This window comes from Sphingomonas sp. (assembly GCF_031426035.1).
Classification (GTDB): Bacteria; Pseudomonadota; Alphaproteobacteria; order Sphingomonadales; family Sphingomonadaceae; genus Sphingomicrobium.
This window is the reverse complement of record NZ_JANPKO010000097.1, coordinates 33,923-53,238: the sequence shown is the minus strand read 5'-3', so window position 1 is coordinate 53,238 and position 19,316 is coordinate 33,923. Positions and strand designations below refer to the sequence as shown.

Here is a 19,316-nt window from a genome sequence, read left to right as displayed (position 1 = left end):
CTGTCGAGCGCGACCATGACGATCATGGGCTCGCCGCTGCGCGAGGCGCGCGAAAGCTTCGAGCGCGAGTATCTCAAGATCCAGATCCGCCGCTTTTCGGGCAACATCTCGCGCACCGCGTCGTTCATCGGCATGGAGCGCTCGGCGCTGCACCGCAAATTGAAGGCGCTCGGCATCGGCGACAAGCGCGACGGTGAAGAGTAATTAGGAAAAGAATGGCGGACAAACCGCTCAGTTTACAGGATCATTTCCTCAACAGCGTGCGCCGGGCCAAGTCCCCGGTGACGATCTTCCTGGTCAAGGGGGTCAAGCTGCAGGGGGTGATCACCTGGTTCGATTCCTTCTCGCTGCTGCTGCGCCGCGACGGGGTGTCGCAATTGGTCTACAAGCACGCCATCTCGACCATCATGCCGCATGCGCTGGGTGAGTTCGACGGCGCCGATTATCGCGCCACCGCGGCCAAGCCGGCCTTGCAGGACATCTTCCTCTCCGCCGCCGCGCGCGAGGCGCCAGCGATGACTATTTTCCTCGTCAACGGCGTGATGCTCGAAGGCGCGGTCACCGGGTTCGATCAATTTTCCTTGCTGCTCGAGCGCGGCGGGCAGGGGCAATTGGTCTACAAGCACGCCATCTCGACGCTTCAGCCGGCCCACGCGCTCAAGCTGAACGGCGACGATGCGCCGGAGGGTGACGCTGCATGAGCGGCTTCGACCTTCCCAACGACGGCGCCGTCGCCCGCGGCGAGCGCGCGCTGCTGATCGTGCCGGAAACCACCGCGCGCGGTGCCCGCCGCTCGTCCGAGGCGCGGCTGGACGAAGCCGCGGGGCTCGCCGCGGCGATCGGGGTCGAGGTCGTCGCGCGCCGCGCGTTCAAGCTGCGCTCGCCGCGCCCGGCGACCCTGCTCGGCAAGGGCCAGGTCGAGGAAATCGCCACTTTGGCGGCCGACAATGACGCCAAATTGCTGATCGTCGACGCCGCTCTGACCCCGGTCCAGCAGAAGAACCTCGAGGAGCAGGCCAAGACCAAGGTGATCGACCGCACCGGGCTGATCCTCGAGATCTTCGGCGAGCGCGCGGCGACCGCCGAAGGGCGGCTGCAGGTCGAGCTCGCCCATCTCGATTATCAAGCGGGACGGCTGGTGCGCAGCTGGACCCACTTGGAGCGCCAGCGCGGCGGCTTCGGCTTCTTGGGCGGCCCCGGCGAAACCCAGATCGAGGCCGACCGCCGCCTGATCCGCGACCGCATGGCCAAGATCAAGCGCGAGCTCGAAGCGGTCAAGCGCACCCGCACCCTCCACCGCGACCGCCGCCAGCGCGCGCCGTGGCCGGTGATTGCGCTGGTCGGCTACACCAACGCCGGAAAATCTACTCTATTCAACCGCTTGACGGGCGAAGCGGTGTTCGCGGAAGACCTGCTGTTCGCCACCCTTGATCCGACCATGCGCGAAATCCGCCTGCCCGGGTTCGACAAGGCGATCCTGTCCGACACCGTCGGCTTCGTGTCCGATTTGCCGACCGAGCTGGTGGCCGCGTTCCGCGCCACGCTGGAGGAGGTCGCCTCGGCCGACCTGCTGGTCCACGTCCGCGACATGGCGCACCCCGACCACGATGCGCAGGCGGCCGATGTTGAGGACGTGCTGACGTCACTGGGGCTGGCGGACGAGGGGGCGCCGCCGCGGCTCGAGGCGTGGAACAAGCTCGACCTGCTCGCCGGCGACGAGCGCCAGGCGGTGCTCGGCGAGGCGGCGCGGCGCGATGACGTGGTGCCGGTTTCGGCGCTGTCGGGGTGGGGGCTCGACGAACTGCGTACTGCGGTCGCCGAGCGGCTCCAGCACGGCACCGCGATCCACGCCATCAGCCTGCCGACCAAGGCGGGGAGCCAGATCGCGTGGCTCCACGCGCGCGGCGATGTCCTCGACCAGCAGCTCGGCGACGGGGAGATTCATTTGTCGGTGCGGCTGTCGCCCGCCGATTGGGCGCGGTTCCAGGCGCTTCAGCCGGCCTGAGCCGCTTTCGCTGCGACCCACAAAGCTTCCATTTCGTCGAGCGTCAGGTTCTCGAAGCCCGGCGCCGTCTCGATTGCCCGGAAGCGCGCCTCGAACTTGCGGTTGGCCCCGCGCAGCGCCTCTTCGGGGTCGATGCTCAGATGGCGTGCGAGGTTGACCACCGCGAACAACAAGTCGCCCAATTCCTCTTCGCGGCGCGCCTGGTCGCTCTCGGCGTCGAGCTCGGCCAATTCCTCGTCGACCTTGGCCCGCGGGCCGCTCACGTCGGGCCAGTCGAACCCGGTGCGCGCGGCGCGGCGCTGGAGCTTGGCCGCGCGCTCGAGCGCGGGCAGAGCCTGCGCGACGCCGGCGAGCGCGCTGTCATCGGGGTGGGCGCTCCGCTCGGCGGCCTTGATCGCCTCCCAGCCGGGGCTTTCGGCGGCATCGCCGAAGATGTGCGGGTGGCGCCGCTCGAGCTTGTCGCAAATCCCGTCGAGCACCTGGTCGAGGGTGAATTGCCCCGATTCCTCCGCCATTTGCGCGTGGAACACGACTTGCAATTGCAAGTCGCCAAGCTCGTCGGCGAGGGCGCCCATGTCGCCGCGGTGGATGGCGTCAGCGACCTCATAGGCTTCTTCGATGGTGTAGGGCGCAATCGTCGCGAAGCTCTGCTGCCGGTCCCACGCGCACCCGCTCACGGGATCGCGCAGCCGCCGCATGATCGCCACCAGCCGCTCGAGGCTCATCGGACGGCCTCAAGCGCGGTTTGCCCTGTGACGGGGGGCCCGGGGGCCCTTTCCGCAGTCAATTCCAGATGTCTGATAATATGCATTATGTAAAGTAGCACAGGGATATCGGGCATCGTCACGGCACCAGCACCAGCCAGCGCCCCTCGACCCCCCACCGCGTCAGCGACGACAGAAAGCTCATCCCCAGCACGTTGAGGTTTTCATTTTCGGCGACATGCACCGCGACATCGCGCCGCTCGATACCGCCCAGCGCCAGCGTCTCGGCGCGCCCGCTCGACATCCGCACGATCCCGTTGCCGGTGCGCACCATCTGGTCGGGCGTCGCCGCGGTGCGCACGCCGACGCGGTTGGCGGTCGCGCGGCCGATCGTGGTCACCGTCGCGCCGCTGTCGACGAGGAACTTGACCGGCGAGCCATTCATCTCGGCCTCGACCCAGAAATGCCCGTCGATCGCCATCGGGATCCGCAATTCGGCGCCCGCGGCCACCGGCGTGCCGGTAGTTTCCGCCCGCAACCGCTGGAAAAGGTATGAAAAATCATCGCGGAAGGTGAACAATACGAACCCGCCGGCGAAGATCGCCACCCAGGCCAGCGCCATCGTCAGCATCCGCGCCGCCGGCTCGCGCCGCGCCATCAGCGAGCCGACCACCAGCATCAGCGCCATCAATATATAGACCCCGCCAAGCATCAGATCGTTGGTCATGGCGAGCATATCTCCAGCCCGTCATGCGCCGGCGCCGCCCACTCGGGCAGTTCGGCCACCAGCGCCGCATAATCGAGTCCGGTGCCCATGTGGGTCAGGTACAGCCGCCCGACCTTGAGGTCACGCGCCCAGCCCAGCACGCCATCGAGATGCGCGTGGGTCGGGTGCGGCTGGCGGGTCAGGCAATCGGCGATCATCACGTCGGCACCCTGGTACAAGGCGGCCATGTCGGGTGTCATGTCGTTGAAATCAATCGCGTAGACGAGCGAAAAGCCGCCCTCCTCGAAGCGCAGCCCAAGCGAGGTGATATTGCCGTGCGGCTGGTCGACAAACCGCACCGTCGCCCCGCCCACGCGCAACTCCTCCCCGAGCGCCACCGGCTCGACCACCGGCGGGTACATCCCCGCCTGGACGAATGCATATTCGAACCGCGCCCGCAGCCCGGCGAGCACGCCCTCGCGCGCATAAACCGGCAGCCGCCCGCCCAGCGCCTGCGCCAGCGGCCGCAGATCGTCGATCCCGTGGCAATGGTCGGCATGGTCGTGGGTGATCAGCACCCCGTCGACCCGCCCCACGTCCGCGCCCAGCAATTGCGCGCGCAAATCGGGCCCGCAATCGACCAGCAGCCGCTCGCCCGCGCTCTCGACCAGGATCGACGAGCGCAGCCGCCGGTTGCGCGGCTCGTCCGAGTCGCACTTGCCCCAGTCGTTGCCGATCTTGGGCACCCCGGTCGACGTCCCGCAGCCGAGGATGCGGACCTTCATCCCGCCGCGCGGGCGAACAAGCGGAAGAAGTTGCGCGTGGTCGCCTCCGCCACCGCCTCGAGCGCTTCCCCGCGCAGGTTCGCGACGAACGCCGCGGTGTCGGCAACGAACGCCGGCTCGCCGGTCTTGCCGCGGTGCGGGACCGGCGCGAGGAACGGCGCGTCGGTCTCGACCAACAAGGATTCCAACGGGATGCGCTTGGCAATTGCCTGCAAGTCCTGCGCATTCTTGAAGGTCACGATCCCGCTCAGCGAGATCAAAAAGCCGAGGTCGAGCGCCTTGTCGGCCAGCTCGGCGCTGCCGGTGAAGCAGTGCAGCACCCCGCTCACCCCGCCCCCCGCCACCGCGCGCGAAAGAATCTCCGCCGTGTCCGCCTCGGCCTCTCGCGTATGCACGATCAACGGCAGCCCCGTCGCCCGCGCCGCCTGGACATGCGCCTCGAACCGCTCGCGCTGCGCCGCGCGGTCGGATTTGTCATAGTAATAATCGAGCCCGCACTCGCCGATCGCCACCACGCGGGGATGCTTCGCGCCCTCGACCAGCGCCGCCGCGCCCAAATCCGGGTGCGCATCGGCCTCGTGCGGATGAACCCCGACGCTGGCCCATACATCGTCCTCGGCATCGGCCAGCGCGATCACCTCGTCCCACTCGCGCTGGCGGGTCGAGATGTTGAGGAACCCCGCCACCCCGCGCGCCCGCGCCGCATCGAGCACCTCGCCCTGGCGCTCGGCGAGCCCGGGGTAATTGAGGTGGCAATGGCTGTCGATCAGCCTCATGCCGCCTCGCCTTCCTCGTCGGCATCAAGCTCGAGCCGCGGGAACAGCGGCATTGGCTGGGCGATCGCCACGCCCCCTTCCCCGCTGTCGATCAGCGCAATCAGCCGCGCCGCCGAGTCTGGGATCACTGGCGCCACCGCCTCGGCCAGCCGCCGTACGGCCGTCACCAGCGTCCCCAGCACCGCCGCCATCCGCCCGGGGTCGGTCTTGCGCAGCGCCCACGGCGCCTGCGCATCGACATACGCATTGCACGCGAACACCGCCGCCATCCACGCCTCGAGCCCGAACGAAAAAGCGAATTTTTCGAACTGCGCGGCCACCTCGGCGCACGCTTGGTCGACGGTGGCGAGCAAGGCGCGATCCTCCGCCGCTTCCCCCGCCGTCGGAATAACCCCGCCCAAATTCTTGAACACCATCGACAAGCTGCGCTGGGCCAAATTCCCGAAACTGTTCGCCAGCTCGGCGTTGACGCGGTTGACGATCGCCTCGGCGCTGTACGTCCCGTCCTGCCCGAAGGTCACCTCGCGCAGCAGGAAATAGCGCAGCGCGTCGACCCCGAACCGCTCGGCCAGCACCATCGGATCGACGACATTGCCGATGCTCTTGGACATCTTCTCGCCGCGGCTGAGCAAAAAGCCGTGGCCGTAGACCTGCCTCGGCAGCGCGATCCCCGCCGACAGCAGGAACGCCGGCCAATAGACCGCGTGAAAGCGCACCACGTCCTTGCCGATCAGATGGACATCGGCCGGCCAGTAGCGGTCGAACAGCTCGCCGCCGTTGGGAAAACCGACCCCGGTGATGTAATTGGTAAGCGCATCGAGCCACACGTACATCACATGGTCGGGGCTGCCGGGCACCTTAACCCCCCAGTCAAAGCTGGTGCGGCTGATCGACAGGTCGGACAAACCTCCCTCGACGAAGCGCAGCACCTCGTTGCGGCGGCTGTCGGGCTGGATGAATTCCGGGTTCGCGGCATAATGATCGAGCAACGGCTGCTGGTAGGCCGACAGCTTGAAGAACCAGCTTTCCTCCGCGGTCCATTCGACCGGCGTCCCCTGCGGCGACAGCTTTGCCCCGCCCTCCCCTTCGCTCAGCTCGCTGTCGTCGTAGAACGCCTCGTCGCGCACCGAATACCAGCCCTCGTAGCGCCCGAGGTAGAGGTCGCCGTTGCCCGCCATCGCCTGCCAGATCGCCTGGCTGGCGCGGTGATGGGCCGGCTCGGAGGTGCGGATGAATCGGTCGTACGAGACATTAAGTGCATCGCACATGTCATTGAACATCTGCGACATTTTTGCGGCATAGGCGGCCGGCTCCTGGCCGTCCGCGCGCGCGGCCTGGGCCATTTTGAGGCCGTGCTCGTCGGTCCCGGTCTGGAACCGCACGTCGCGCCCCTGGGCGCGCTGGAAGCGGGCGATGGCGTCGGCCGCGATCGCCTCATAGGCGTGGCCGATGTGCGGCGCGCCGTTGGGGTAGGAAATCGCGGTGGTGATGTAGAACGGCTCGCCCATCGCCGCGGCCCTAGCCTCCCCCGCCGCCGCCTTCAAGGAAGCGGCGTTCAAGCGCGCGGCTGGGCCACCGCGGCGAGGATCCCGCCAATCTGAAACACCGTCGACGCCGGGTCGAGCGACAGCCGCGGCGCCAGCGCGGTCAGCTCGCGTGCCCGGCCATATGCGTCGAGCGCGCGCTCGCGCTGCCCCCCGCCGAGCCCGCGCGCTTCCCGCGCCACCAGCGACGGGACCAATTCGAGAAACGCCGCATAGCGCTCGGCGGCGCCCTTGCGGCCGAGCTCGACGGCGAGCTCGGCGCGCCGCCCGTTGGTCGGGTCGCCGTCGCGCAGGATTGCCAGCGCGGCCTGTTCGAGCGGCGCCAGATCGAGGTCGGCGAGCGCCGCCGCGCGCCCCGCCGATCCGCCCGCCATGGCGACGATGCGGTCCCGCTCCTCGGCCGCGATCCCGGGCTTCTGGATGCTCACGATCGACGCCATGACGTCATCGTCAAGCCTTTGAAACTCAAGCTTTCTGCAGCGCGAGCGGATCGTCGGCAGCAGGCGCCCGGGGGCATGCGCGACGAGCAGGAACAGGCAGTTCGCGGGCGGCTCCTCGAGCATCTTGAGCAAAGCATTGGCGGCCGACGGCTCGAGGTCGTCAGCGGCGTCGATGATCACCGCGCGCCACGCCGACATGAACGGCGTCGAGCCGAACAGCTCCCCCAAAGAGCGTACCTGGTCGACACTGATGTTGCGCGCCAGGGCGCCGGTCTTGGGATTCTCGAGCCGCTCGAGCCAGCGCAAATCGGGATGGCTGCCGGCCTCGACCAGCCGCGCCATCGGATGCTCGGGCGGGGTCTGCAGCCGCGGCAATTCGATCGCCGGCCCCGCCGCCTCGGCCAGCACCCGGGTCGCCGCGAGCCGCGCGAACGCCGCCTTGCCCACCCCGCGTGGCCCCGCCACCAGCCACGCATGGTGCAACGTGCGCGCGCTCCACGCTGCCTCGAACTGGTCGAGCGCCTTGTCCTGCCCCAAAATCACGGCAGCAGATCCTCGAGCTGGTCGAGCAGCCGCCGCGTCACTTCGTCCGGCGACCCCGAGGCATCGACAATGCGCACCCGCCCGGGCTCCTCCGCGGCGATCTGGCGAAAAGCGAGGTCGACCCGCTGGTGGTAGCCCGCGGGCCGCCCGCCGATACGGTCGCTGTCCTCATTGTCGCGCGCCCGCGCCCGCGCCCCGCCTTCGGCCAGCGCGAGCACCAAAGTGCGGTCGGGGAACAGCTCGCCGATCGCGAATTGATTGACCGCCCGCACCTCGGCGATGCCAAGGTCGAGCGCGCCGCCCTGATAGGCCAGCGAGCTGTCGACGAAGCGGTCGCACAGCACCCAGGTCCCCGCCTCGATCGCCGGGCGGATGGTTTTCTCGGCATGGTCGGCGCGTGCCGCGGCGAACAGCAAAGCCTCGGCCCGCGCGCTCCAGCGGCCGTCGTCCCCGGTCAGCAGCAGCTCGCGGATTTTCTCGGCGCCGTCGCTGCCCCCCGGCTCGCGCGTCTCGACCAGCGCGATGCCGCGCTGCCGCAGCGCCGCGGCGAGCGCCTTGACCTGGGTCGACTTGCCAACCCCCTCCCCGCCTTCGAGGCTGATGAATTTGCCGCGCCCGCTCACGCCATCCCGACCAGCTGCTTCAAGCCGATCCACATCCGCCCGAAGAAACCGGCCTCGCCCACCGCCTCGGCGGCGACCAATGGCATGGTCTGCGGCGGGGTGTCGCCCGTCACCACGATCAAATCGGCGATATGCTGGCCCTTGGCGATCGGCGCCTGGACCGGCCCCTGGTAGCGGATCTTGAGCTTGGTCGAGCCCGCCAACCCGGCCGGCAACGCGACCGCGAGGTTGCGCGGCGCCACCAGCGCGACTTCATCGTCGCCGCCCATCTGCACTTTCGCCGAGCCGACCGTCGCGCCCTTCTGGAACAGCGGCTTTGCGGTCCACGCCGCGAAGCCCCAGCTCATCAGCCGCACCGATTCTTCGATCCGCTGGTTCCAGCTGTCGGCGCCGGCAACGACCATCACCAGCCGCCGCCCGCTCTGTTCGGCCGATCCGGTAAAGCCGTAGCCGGCCTCGTCGGTGTGGCCGGTCTTGAGCCCGTCGGCGCCCGGCACCTTGCCCAGGATCGGGTTGCGGTTGCCCTGGGTGATCGCCTGGCCCGAGCCCAAGGTCTTGCCCCAGGTGAAGCTCGGCTGCCCGTAGAACTGTTTGTAAAGCTTGGGGTGGCGCTCGATCGTCGCCCGCGCCAGCGTCGCGAGGTCGCGCGCGGTGACGTAGGTCCGCCCCTCGTCGGGCCAGCCGTTGGAATTGCCGAAATTGCTGTTCTTCAGCCCGAGCGTCTTGCCCAGCGCATTCATCTGCTCGGCGAACGCCTGCTCGGTGCCCGCGATGCACTCGGCCAGCACCACCGAGGCGTCATTGCCGCTGAGCGTGACGATACCGTGGAGCAAATTCTCCACGCTGACCTGCTCGTTGACGCTGAGGAACATGGTCGATCCGGCCTGCGGGCCGTGCCACGCGCGCCACGTCTCGGGCCGCACCGTGCAGGTCTTGCTCAGCGCCAGTTTCCCGCTGTCGATCAGCTCGAACGCGACCTCGGTGGTCATCATCTTGGCCATCGACGCCGGCGGGATGCGCTGGTCGGCGTTCTTGGCGAACAGCTCGGCCCCCGCCGACAGGTCGTAGAGATAGGCGATCGGCGCGGGGGTCTCGAACAATGGCGCCTTGGCCGGGGCGGCGGTGGTCAGGGTCACGGCCGCGGTGGCGGCGAGCAGCAAAGCGCGGGTCATGGGTTGGCGGCAATCCTCGTGTTGGTTCAGCGGCGGGCGATGGCGTCGGCCAGCAGCCCCACCGACAATGCGTAGAAGTTCGAGCAGTTGTAGTCGAGGATGGTGCGGTAGTTGGAGGTCAAAAGATACGCCGTCGCGCTTGGCCCGTCGGGCTCGATCAGCGTCGCCATCTCGGCCTCGGGCAGCGTGCGGCCATACGGTGCAACGCCCAGCGCGCGCCATTCGCGCATGGTCAGCCAGCGGCTGTGGCGCCTGAACACCGCCGGGCAGCGCGGGGTGTTGAGGGTCGAGCGGATCGCCGCGCGATTGAGGCCAGATGGTGTGCGCACCGCGACCCCCCACGGCAGGCCGCGCTTCCACCCCGCGTCGCGCAAATAATTGCCGATCGACGCCAGGGCGTCGGCCTCGTTGGTCCAGATGTTGGCATAGCCGTCGCCGTCGCCGTCGGCGCGCAGCCGCAGCGCCACCGAGGGCATGAACTGCGGATATCCAGTGGCGCCGGCATAGCTGCCGCGCAGCCGCGAACGCGCGATGCCGCCGTCGATCAGCTTCAACGCCGCGACGAACTCGGCCTCGAAGAACGCGCGGCGGCGGCCCTCATAGGCCAGGCTCGCCAGCGCTTCGAGCAAGTCGAAATTGCCGGTCACCTGGCCGTAGCTGGTCTCATGCCCGTAGATCGCCATCGCCACCGCCGGGTCGACGCCATAGCGCGCCTCGACCTGCCGCAGCGTCGTCCAATGCGCATAGTAACGCGCCTGCCCGCGGTTGATCAGCGACGCGGTGACATGGCGCGCGCGGTACGGCGCGAACGGCGAGATGTAGGGTGAATTGACGTTGCCGGTCGGCTGCGAGCGATCGAGCTGCATCGCCCGCGTGCTCAAATTGACGCTCGGCACATAGGCCTGGATGGTCGCCTCGCGCACGCCGGCCTGGCGTGCCAGAGCCGCCAGCCGCACCTTGTAGGCGGCAAAGCCGGTCAGCGGCTGGGGGGCGTACGGTTGCGCCGGATAGACTTGGGTATAGCCCGGCGGCCGCGGCTGCAGCTGCGCCGGGACGACCCGCACCGGCTGCGGCGGCCCCAAGTCGACCTGCGCCGAGGCCGGGCCGAATGCGACCCCCGCCAATGCCACCACTGTCCAGCCGCTGATCGAACGCAACTCGAGCCTCCCTGCCCTTCGGCTGATATGGCCGCAGCCTAGGCGCAACAACGCCGCCACCGCCAGCCGGGTTCACCGCGCGCCTTGCACGGTTTATCCTCACCCGCGATAGGCGCACAGACATGAACGTAAGGATGGGTGGCCGAGTGGTTTAAGGCAGCGGTCTTGAAAACCGCCGTGGGTGCAAGCCCACCGTGGGTTCGAATCCCACCCCATCCGCCACCTCCAAGGCGTTGCAATGGTGGCATTGCTGCAACGTTGCCGCTCGCTCGGCCTGCTCCGGTTCATCCCATCGTTGTATGCACCGCCGCAAAGGTGCAGACTGCGCGCAACGCAGCTCGGTCGCCGCGGCGTGCCGTTTATGTGTAAGGGGGCTTGCGCGGGCCGGCGCGTTTCCGGCGGTCCGCGAATGGAGTATCAGTAGGAGCGGCTTCGCGGCCGATCGACGGCAAGCATGCACATCGATCTCGAACAAACCGAGCTCGCCACGCTGAACGCGGAGGTGTGCATCGTCGGCACCGGCGCGGCGGGGATCAGCCTCGCCCGCGGCCTGCTCGCGCGCGGCCATTCGGTGACCCTGCTCGAATCGGGTGGATTCGATTATGAGCCGCGCACCGCCGCGCTCAACGCCGGCGGCAACATCGGGCTGCCTTATTATGAGCTCGAGCATGCCCGGCTGCGCTTTTTCGGCGGCACCACCGCGATCTGGGGCGGGCGCGTCGCCGAGCTCGACCCGATCGACTTCGAAACCCGCGACTGGGTGCCGCACTCGGGCTGGCCGCTGGCGTATGATGAGCTCAAGCCGTTCTACGCCGAGGCGTGGCGCGCGCTTGACTGCGATATCCCGTCTGCCGCCGACCAGCCGCTCGGGCCCGGCGTGCCGCTGCCGGAATTCGACGCGGACAAGCTCGCGATCCGCCTGTGGGCATTCGATCCGCGCGCCAACCGCTTCGTCCACCACGAATGCCGCGACCTCGCCGACGACCCGCGCTGCACCATCGTCACCCACGCCACCGTCACCGAGATCGTCCCCGCCGACGATGGCGGCTCGGTCCAGCATCTGCTGCTGACCACCTTCGGGCGGCGCCAGGTCAAGGTCCACGCCCGCGCCTTCGTGCTCGCCGCCGGCGGCATCGAAAACCCGCGCCTGCTGCTTGCCTCGCGTCGCCTGTCGGACAAGGGCCTCGGCAATTCCCACGATCTCGTCGGGCGCTTTTTCATGGAGCATCCCCATGCCCGCGGCGGACGCGTCGAGACCAAGCGCAGCTGGGGCCTGCTCAACGCGTTCGGGCGCAGCCACCGCGTCGCCGGGCGTCGTCTCGCGGCGCTGATCGCCGCCTCGGACCAGCGACAGCGCGATGGCGCGATGCTCAACACCTCTCTCACCCTTGCCCCGCGCCAGCCCGCCGACGCCACCCAATTCTTCAGCGTGCGCGCCTACAACCGGGTCAAGCACGACCTGCCCCCGACCCGCCTCAGCCGCGCGGTGTGGCGCAAGACCAAGCATGCGCTGACCTCGCTCCAGACCATCGTCGATCCGCTGAGGCCGTGGCTGCTGCACAAGATGGGCGCGATGGAGCTGTCGCTGCTGGTGCGCGCCGAGCAGGCCCCCAACCCCGACAGCCGGGTCACCCTGACCGGCGACACCGACGCGCTCGGCATGCCGCGCGTCGCCCTCGACTGGCGCCTCAGCGAGCTCGACAAGCATTCAGTCAAGCAATTGGTCGACACCGTCGGCAGCGAGCTCGGCCGCCTCGGCCTCGGCAGCGCCGAGCCCGCGCCGTGGCTGAGCGACCCCGACCGCGACTGGCATTTCGACCCATTGGTCAGCGCGCACCCGATCGGCGGCTATCACCACATCGGCACCACTCGCATGGCCGACAGCCCGCGCCGCGGCGTGTGCGACGGCTCCGGCCAGGTCCACGGCGTGCACAATCTGTTCGTCGCCGGCAGCTCGTTGTTCCCGACCTCGGGCTGGGCCAACCCGACGCTGACCCTGATGGCGCTGGCCTACCGCACCGCCGGGGTGGTCAGCCGCCGGCTGCAGCATCCGCAGGCGGCGGGAAGGCACATCCGCGCCGTCTCATGATCTCCGCCCGATGACCGCGGTCAAAGGCGGGATCCTCAACCGCGCGCTGCGTAACGCCGGGCTGTTGCTGTCGGGCAAGGCCGCCGCCGGGGTAATGCAGCTCGCCACCTTCGCCATCGCCGCGCGCGCGCTCGGCCTCGCCGAGTTCGGCGCGCTGTCGATTGTGCTGGCGCAGATCCAGCTGCTGATCGGCATCGCCACCTTCCAGTCCAACCAGGCGGTGATCCGCTACGGGGTGGCCCATATCGAGGCCAATGACCGCGCCGCCTTCCAGCGCCTGGTCAAGGTCGGCACCTTGTTCGATCTCGCCGCGGCGCTCGCGGCGGCAACCGCGGCGGTGCTGCTCGCTCCGGTGATCGGCCGCTGGGCCGGGTGGGACGGACGCCTGGTCCTCGCCGCCCAGATCATCGCCCCGCTCGCCTTCGCCAACGCCATCGCGACCCCCAAAGGCATGCTGCGCTTGTTCGGCCGTTTCGACCTGCTCGCGCGCCATGTCACGATCACCCCCGCCGCCCGGCTGATCGGAACGATCGTCGCCGCCGCGCTCGGCGCGACGTTGTTCGGGTTCGTCGCGGTGTGGCTGGTGTCGGGGTTGATCGGCGCCGCCGTCGCCTTGCTGTTCGGCTGGCGCGAGGCGGCTCGGCGCGGCCTGCTCGCCGGGCTCGGCCCGTCGCTGCGCAACCTGACCGCTGGAAACGCGGGTATCTGGGGCTTTTCGGCGATCGCCAACCTCCACTCGACGCTGGCGATGATCCCCGGCCATCTGTCGACCTTCGCCGTCGGGGTGGTGCTCGGCCCCGCCCCCGCCGGGCTGATGAAGGTCGCGCAGGAAGTCGGGACCGGCCTCGCCAAGCCGATCGATCTGCTCAACCAGACCGTCTACCCCGACCTCGCCCGCCTCGCCGCCGAGGGCCGCTGGCGCCGGCTCAGGCGGCTGGTGCTCAAATCGGGCGTGATCGCCGCCGCGGTCAGCGCCGCGATCACCGTCCTCCTCGCGCTGTTCGGCGAATATGTTGTCGGTGCGATCTTCGGCGCCTCGTACCGCGCCGCGCACCACGTGCTGCTGCTGATCTCGCTCGCTACCACCGTCTCGGTGTCGGCGTTCGCGGTCATCCCCGCGCTCTATGCCGCCGGTCGCGCCACCGGCCCGCTGTTCATCGCGCTCGGCGCCAATCTCCTGTTCGTCGCGGTCCTGCTCGGCTTGCTCCCGAGCGAGCAATTGTTCGCCGCCGGCCTCGCCTATGTCGCCGCGGCGATCGCCACCGTGCTGCTATCGGCCTATTGGATGCGCTCCGCGATCCCCGCCGGAGCCGTTGAAAAGGCCTCATAAAAACCACTTGACGCCGGCGCTACAAATGTAGCACACACTACAAATGTAGCGTTGAAAGGTGAGTCGTGCTGAGCAAGCTTCCCCCCCGCGAACGGCAGATTGTCGACCTCCTCTATGAGCATGGCGAGATGGCCGTCTCGGACATTTGCGACGCCCTCCCCGTCCAGCTCAGCGGCTCGGCGGTGCGCGCCATGCTCAAGCGGCTCGAGGACAAAGGGGTGGTTCGCCGCACCGAGTCCGAGCGCGGCTTCCTGTTCAGCCCGGCAGTGGCGGATTCGGTCGCGCGCAAGTCGGCGCTGAGCGATGTCGTGCGGGTGTTCTTCAACGGCTCGCCGGCCGGCGCCGCGACCGCCTTGCTCGGCATGTCCGACCGCCTCGACACCAATGAGCTCGACCAGATCGAGGCGATGATCGCGCGTGCCCGCGCCGCCAAGCAAACCAAGGCCAAGCAAGTTAAGGGAGGCCAGTGATGGAGTTCGTCGTCGCCCTCGCGCTCAAGTCGCTGCTGATTGCCGGCGGCGCACTGCTGCTGCTCAAGATGACCGAGCGCCGCCGCTCGGCCGCCGACCGCAGCCTGATCGCGCATCTCGGCCTGCTCGCGGTGCTGCTGCTCCCGGCCGCGGCGTTGGCGCTGCCCGCGCTCGAGGTTGCCGGCCCGGCCTTCCTCGCCGAGCCCGCCGCCGACGTTCCCGCCAGCGCCGCCGCGCCCGAGGTCGCCGCAGCATCCGCCACCTTTCCCGGCGCGGAAATCGCTCCGCAAGCCGTCGCGGCCGCGCCCGCGCTCGACTGGCAACTTGTGGCCTACGCCGTCCCTGCGGCTGTGCTCCTCCTGCTCACCCTGATCGCGCTGCTGCGCCTGGTGCCGCTCAAAGCCCGCGCCAGCGTCCTCGTCGACCCGCACTGGCTGAGCGCGCTCGCCCACGCCCAGCGCCGCATGGGCTTCAAGAACGGCACCGCCTTGCTCACCAGCGACGAATTGAAGTCGCCGATCAGCTGGGGCCTGCTGCGCCCGACCATCCTGCTCAACGCCGCCGCCACCGAGGCGCATGACGAGGCCGAGGCGATCATCGCCCACGAGCTGGCGCATGTCGGCAATTTCGACTGGGCCAAATTGCTCCTCGCCCGCGTCGCGGTCGCTCTGTTCTGGTTCAACCCCCTGGTCTGGCTGCTCGCCCGCGAGGCGCACCAGTTGCGCGAGGAAGCCGCCGACGACGCGGTGCTCGCCGCCGACATCGAGGACACCCATTACGCCAGCCTGCTGGTCGGCATCGCCCGCCACGAGTGCAACGGCCTGTTGATCGGCGCCCACGGCGTCGCGCCGGGCCGCGGCAGCCTCGCCCGCCGCGTCCGCCGCGTGCTCGACGCCGCCTCCCAGCGCGCGCCCGGCGGCTGGCGCTGGACCAGCGCCGCGGCGTTCTTCGCCGCCGGCATGGCGGTGCCGGTCGCCGCGCTCAGCGTGGTCGCCCCAAGCACCCCGCCCGATGCGCTGTCCGACCGGCTCGCCACTGCCCCCGCCCCACGCGATCCGCAAGCACCGACCCCGTTGACTCCGGCCACCCCCGCCACCGAGGTCGCCGCGCTCCACCCCCACGACGCGGAAATCGACCGCGCCGTCGACACCGCCGAGGATGCCCGCGACACCGACGTCGATATCGACATCGATCACGACGTCGACAGCGACCGCGATGACGGCCCGGTGATCGTCCGCGTCAACCCCGACTGGAACCCCGCCGCCGACATCACCGCCGCGGTCGCGCGCGCCACCGCCGGCCTCCCCGGCAACCCGTTCGGCATCACCCCCGCTTATGCCGCCGCGATCCGCGCCTCGGCCCCGTCGCTGCGCTCGGTTACCACCGAGCAATTGACCAGCTTCCGCGTCCACGGCGTCACCCCCGGCTACATCCGCGAACTGCACGGGCTCGGCATCAGCGGCCTCACCGCCGACCAATTGACCAACGCCGCGGTGCATGAGGTCAGCGTCTCCTACGCGCGCGGCATCGCCGCCGCCGGCCTGCGCCGAACCACGCTCGCCGACCTCGTCCAGATGCGCATCTTCGACGTCTCGCCGAGCTACGCCGCGCGGCTGCGCCGTTCACGCGGCAACCTCAGCCCGTCCGAGCTGATCCAGGCCAAGATCCACGGCGAGCGCGACGACCCCTGAGCTGACGCCCGCCTGACCGCCTGATTCCCGACCGCCGCCAGCCCCGCCGTTCCACCCCGGACCGGCGCCAGCCCCGGCGCGCGCCCTCCCCGCCCGACTCTCCAAGGAGATTTGCAATGCGCATTTCAATTCCCGCCGTCGTGCTCGCCGCCGCCGCGCTGTCGGCCAGCATCGAGCCCGCCCCGGCCGCCGCCGCGGCCCCCGCCATCACCTGGTCGATTGAGCGCGAAGCCCGCCGCGACGATCAGGTCCAGCTGACCCTCCGCGCCCGCTGGGGCAGCCGCCACCACAACAGCAATTGGTCGAGCGGCGTCGCTTTGTCCGAGCTCAGCGGCCTCGACCCGCGCCGCCTCGCCGCCCCCGCCGCCACGCCCGTCCGTTTCGCTTTGCTGCGCGAGGCCGGGCGCATCGATTGCACCGGCACCGCCGCCCGCCGCGCCGGGCGCGGCAGCTGCGGTTTCACCCCCGACGCCGGGTTCGCCGCCGATCTCGCCCGCCGCGGCGTCGGCCGCCCCAATGCCGACCGGCTGTTCGCCTTGGCAATGAGCAATGTCGGCCGCGGCCACCTCGACGCCCTCGCCGCCGCACGCCTGCCCAAACCGAGCCTCGAGCAATTGACCGCGCTCGGCATCCATGGCGCCACTCCCGGCTACATCCGCGCCATCGCCGCCGCTTACCCGCGCCTGCGCGGGCTCGACGCCGAAAACCTCGTCGCCTTCCGCATCCACGGCGTCACGCCCGAGCTGCTGCGCGCTTACGCCTCCCTCAACGAGCGCGCGCTCGCCGCCGATGACGTCACCGCGATGGCGATCCACGGCGTCACCCCCGCCTTCATCGCCGAGCTTTCCAAATTGGGCTACCGCCGCATCCCCGCATCCGACCTCGTCCAGATGCGCATCTTCGGCGTCACCCCGGCCTTCATCCGCTCGGTCCACGCCCGCCGCGGCGCGCTGCCGAGCGCGAGCGAATTGGTCCAGGCACGCCTGTTCGGCGACCGCGGCCGCGCCCGGTGATCACTCTCTCCGCGCCTCCATCGGACCGCCGGTCGCCGCCCGCCCACGGTTGGCGGAACCGTTTGTCGGTTGGTCGAACGCGGCTGGAATCCGCCACTTCCGCCACTAACCGCCCTAGGTGCCTAACACGGGGAAACAGCATGCGTAGGTGCCTTTATGCGTCGGTGGCCATGCTCGCCGTAGCACTTCCGCACGCCGCCTTCGCCCAGGCCACGACGCCGGGCGACCAGCCCGCCGCCGGCGCCACCCAGCGCGCCCGCACCACCGTCTACGACGCCGCTTTCTTCGCCCAGTTCTCGCCGCGCACCGCGCTCGACATCGCGCGCCGCGTGCCCGGCTTCTCGCTCGACCTCGGCAATACCGAGACCCGCGGCTTCGCCGGCGCCGCCGGCAATGTCGTGATCAACGGCGCCCGCCCCAGTTCAAAGGCCGAAACCCTCGAGACCACGCTGGCGCGCATCCCCGCCCAGCGCGTCAATCGCGTCGAGGTCGGCCCCGGCGATCTCTACGGCGCCGAATATTCGAGCAAGAGCCAGGTGCTCAACATCTGGATGTCGGCCGAAGGCGGAGTCGACGCCAATGTCACCGCGGTCGGGCGGCGCATCTGGACCGGCTACATCAATAGCGACATCTCGGGCTCGGCGCTGATCAAGCGCGGCGCCTCGAGCATCAATCTGTCCGCTGGCACCGGCCGCAGCCGCAATGTCGAGGAAGGCACCGACACCTTGTCTTACCTTCCCAGCGGCGAGGAGTATGAGTTCCGCCGCAAGGTCAACAGCTACTTCGACCGCAACCCCAATGTGTCGGCCAGCTGGGCGCTCGAGCGCGCTCCGGACAAGGCGCTGCGGGTCAACGCGCGCTGGGCCAAGGGCCGTTTCGACCTCACCCAGCGCAACCACGTCGTGCCGGTCGGCGAGCCCGATCGCGACGACAGCCTGATCCAGCATTACCGCAACCCGGTGTTCGAGCTGGGCGGCGACATCACCCGCCCGCTGGCCGGCGGCGCGATCAAGCTGGTCGGCCTCGCCACCCGCCGCAAGCGCAACAATTTCGACGCCTATCTCGAGCGCGACGGCCGGCGCGATGACGGCGCCTCCGTGGTCGGCGGGTTCGAGCAGACACAGAAGGCCAGGCAGGGCGAAACCCTCGCCAAGCTCAACTGGACTCGCTCCAGCCTCGCCGGCTTCTCGGTCGAAACCGGCATCGAAGGCGTGCTCAACACCCTCGACAGCGACGTCGAATTGTTCGGCATCGACGAGGACGGCGAGAAGGTCCGCATCGACCTCCCGATCGACCAGGCCAAGGTCAAGGAAAAGCGCGGCGAGATCTATTTCACCGTCGGCCGCAATTTGACGCCCGCGCTGCGCGTCGACGGCGGCCTCAATTACGAGATGTCGCGCCTGGTGGTGACCGGCGACACCGAAGCCGAGCGCTCGCTCAAATTCTTCAAGCCCAATATCGCGATCGACTGGAAGCCCGGCGGCGGCTGGCACACCCGCCTGTCGCTGCGCCGCACCGTCGCCCAGCTCGATTTCTACGACTTCATCAGCGTCGCCGAGCTCTCCAACGACCGCGTCAACGCCGGCAACGCCAATTTGCTGCCCCAGCGCGCCTGGGAACTGCGCTGGACGATCGAAAAACCGATCCTCGGCGACGGGCTGTTCAAATTGGACTTCGGGCTCGACCGCATCAGCATGCTGCAGGATCTCATCCTCACCGAGGAAGGGTTCAGCGCGCCGGGCAATATCGGCACCGGCAAGCGCCGCTTCGTGTCGGTCAATGTTGACGCCCCGCTGCAGCGCTTCGGCCTCACCGGCACCCGCCTCAAGCTGACCGGCCAGCTCCAGCGCACCCGCGTCCACGACCCGATCTCGGACAGCGTACGCCGGTTCAGCGATTTCTACCCCGAGTGGGAATGGCGCGCCGAGATCCGCCGCGACGCCGGCGCCTTTTCCTACGGCATGACGATCGAGGACCGCGACAGCTTCGCTTTCTATCGCCACAACGAGATCGACGACAATTTCAACGACGGCCCGTTCGGCACGATGTTCGTCGAGTACCGCCTCAACCCGCGCACCTCGATCACGTTTGACATCGACAATCTGTTCGATACCGGCGCGACCCGCGAACGGACCTACTTCATCCCCAACCGCACCAACCCCGAGCCCGGCGAGTTCGAGCTGCGCAAGCGCAACCGCCACATGTCGTTCGGCCTGACCCTCAAGCAGAGCTTCGGCGGCAGCGGCGGGGTGGCGAAAACCAACTGAC

Annotated in this window: 18 protein-coding genes and 1 tRNA gene; 10 read left to right on the top strand and 9 right to left on the bottom strand. The window is 69.2% G+C overall.

Annotation, left to right across the window (positions count from 1 at the left end; translation table 11 throughout):
* From RMP08_RS07220 to hflX, 3 genes are all read left to right on the top strand, one after another.
* On the top strand, nucleotides 1-204 hold a 204-nt coding region (locus tag RMP08_RS07220), incomplete at its 5' end, for a helix-turn-helix domain-containing protein (protein ID WP_310468316.1).
* Between the two features lie 11 nt (nucleotides 205-215).
* Nucleotides 216-701 (top strand): RNA chaperone Hfq, encoded by a 486-nt coding sequence (gene hfq / locus RMP08_RS07215; RefSeq protein ID WP_310468315.1) that lies wholly within the window; start codon nucleotides 216-218, stop codon nucleotides 699-701.
* A complete protein-coding gene (gene hflX, locus RMP08_RS07210; protein ID WP_310468314.1) occupies nucleotides 698-2,005 on the top strand; it encodes a GTPase HflX in 1,308 nt (435 codons plus the stop codon). The genes hfq and hflX overlap by 4 nt, the downstream gene beginning before the upstream one ends.
* On the opposite strand, the gene mazG is transcribed toward hflX, so the two are convergent.
* From mazG to RMP08_RS07165, 9 genes are all read right to left on the bottom strand, one after another.
* Complete coding sequence (gene mazG, locus RMP08_RS07205; RefSeq protein ID WP_310468313.1) at nucleotides 1,993-2,730, bottom strand: nucleoside triphosphate pyrophosphohydrolase; 738 nt, start codon at nucleotides 2,728-2,730, stop codon at nucleotides 1,993-1,995. The genes hflX and mazG overlap by 13 nt on opposite strands.
* A gap of 118 nt (nucleotides 2,731-2,848) precedes the next feature.
* Nucleotides 2,849-3,436, bottom strand: a complete 588-nt coding sequence (locus RMP08_RS07200) for a TIGR02281 family clan AA aspartic protease (RefSeq protein WP_310468312.1) — start codon at nucleotides 3,434-3,436, stop codon at nucleotides 2,849-2,851.
* On the bottom strand, nucleotides 3,433-4,200 hold the full coding sequence (locus RMP08_RS07195) for an MBL fold metallo-hydrolase (protein WP_310468311.1): 768 nt from the start codon (nucleotides 4,198-4,200) through the stop codon (nucleotides 3,433-3,435). The genes RMP08_RS07200 and RMP08_RS07195 overlap by 4 nt, the downstream gene beginning before the upstream one ends.
* Complete coding sequence (locus tag RMP08_RS07190) at nucleotides 4,197-4,976, bottom strand: TatD family hydrolase (RefSeq protein WP_310468310.1); 780 nt, start codon at nucleotides 4,974-4,976, stop codon at nucleotides 4,197-4,199. Before RMP08_RS07190 ends, RMP08_RS07195 begins: the two co-directional genes overlap by 4 nt.
* Nucleotides 4,973-6,484, bottom strand: coding sequence for a methionine--tRNA ligase (gene metG, locus RMP08_RS07185; protein ID WP_310468320.1), 1,512 nt, complete (start codon nucleotides 6,482-6,484; stop codon nucleotides 4,973-4,975). The genes RMP08_RS07190 and metG overlap by 4 nt, the downstream gene beginning before the upstream one ends.
* A 47-nt stretch (nucleotides 6,485-6,531) precedes the next feature.
* Entirely contained in the window at nucleotides 6,532-7,503 is a 972-nt protein-coding gene (locus tag RMP08_RS07180) for a DNA polymerase III subunit delta' (protein WP_310468309.1), read from the bottom strand.
* Nucleotides 7,500-8,126 (bottom strand): dTMP kinase, encoded by a 627-nt coding sequence (gene tmk / locus RMP08_RS07175; protein ID WP_310468308.1) that lies wholly within the window; start codon nucleotides 8,124-8,126, stop codon nucleotides 7,500-7,502. Before tmk ends, RMP08_RS07180 begins: the two co-directional genes overlap by 4 nt.
* Nucleotides 8,123-9,298, bottom strand: a complete 1,176-nt coding sequence (locus RMP08_RS07170) for a D-alanyl-D-alanine carboxypeptidase family protein (protein ID WP_310468307.1) — start codon at nucleotides 9,296-9,298, stop codon at nucleotides 8,123-8,125. The genes tmk and RMP08_RS07170 overlap by 4 nt, the downstream gene beginning before the upstream one ends.
* Before the next feature lie 26 nt (nucleotides 9,299-9,324).
* Entirely contained in the window at nucleotides 9,325-10,455 is a 1,131-nt protein-coding gene (locus tag RMP08_RS07165) for a lytic murein transglycosylase (protein WP_310468306.1), read from the bottom strand.
* A 132-nt stretch (nucleotides 10,456-10,587) separates the two neighbouring features.
* On the opposite strand from RMP08_RS07165, the gene RMP08_RS07160 reads away from it, so the two are divergent.
* The 7 genes from RMP08_RS07160 to RMP08_RS07130 all read left to right on the top strand — a co-directional run bounded on the left by RMP08_RS07160 (nucleotide 10,588) and on the right by RMP08_RS07130 (nucleotide 19,315).
* A tRNA-Ser gene (locus RMP08_RS07160) sits at nucleotides 10,588-10,677 on the top strand.
* 232 nt (nucleotides 10,678-10,909) lie between these two features.
* A complete protein-coding gene (locus RMP08_RS07155) occupies nucleotides 10,910-12,544 on the top strand; it encodes a GMC family oxidoreductase (RefSeq protein WP_310468305.1) in 1,635 nt (544 codons plus the stop codon).
* Between the two features lie 10 nt (nucleotides 12,545-12,554).
* Nucleotides 12,555-13,874 (top strand): lipopolysaccharide biosynthesis protein, encoded by a 1,320-nt coding sequence (locus RMP08_RS07150; RefSeq protein WP_310468304.1) that lies wholly within the window; start codon nucleotides 12,555-12,557, stop codon nucleotides 13,872-13,874.
* 65 nt (nucleotides 13,875-13,939) lie between these two features.
* A complete protein-coding gene (locus tag RMP08_RS07145) occupies nucleotides 13,940-14,344 on the top strand; it encodes a BlaI/MecI/CopY family transcriptional regulator (protein ID WP_310468303.1) in 405 nt (134 codons plus the stop codon).
* A complete protein-coding gene (locus RMP08_RS07140) occupies nucleotides 14,344-16,035 on the top strand; it encodes a M56 family metallopeptidase (RefSeq protein WP_310468302.1) in 1,692 nt (563 codons plus the stop codon). The genes RMP08_RS07145 and RMP08_RS07140 overlap by 1 nt, the downstream gene beginning before the upstream one ends.
* A 116-nt stretch (nucleotides 16,036-16,151) precedes the next feature.
* Nucleotides 16,152-17,048 carry a hypothetical protein gene (locus RMP08_RS07135; RefSeq protein WP_310468301.1) on the top strand — a complete coding sequence of 299 codons (897 nt, stop codon included), beginning with the start codon at nucleotides 16,152-16,154 and terminating at the stop codon, nucleotides 17,046-17,048.
* 140 nt (nucleotides 17,049-17,188) lie between these two features.
* Complete coding sequence (locus tag RMP08_RS07130) at nucleotides 17,189-19,315, top strand: outer membrane beta-barrel protein (protein WP_310468300.1); 2,127 nt, start codon at nucleotides 17,189-17,191, stop codon at nucleotides 19,313-19,315.
* Nucleotide 19,316 lies beyond the last annotated feature (1 nt).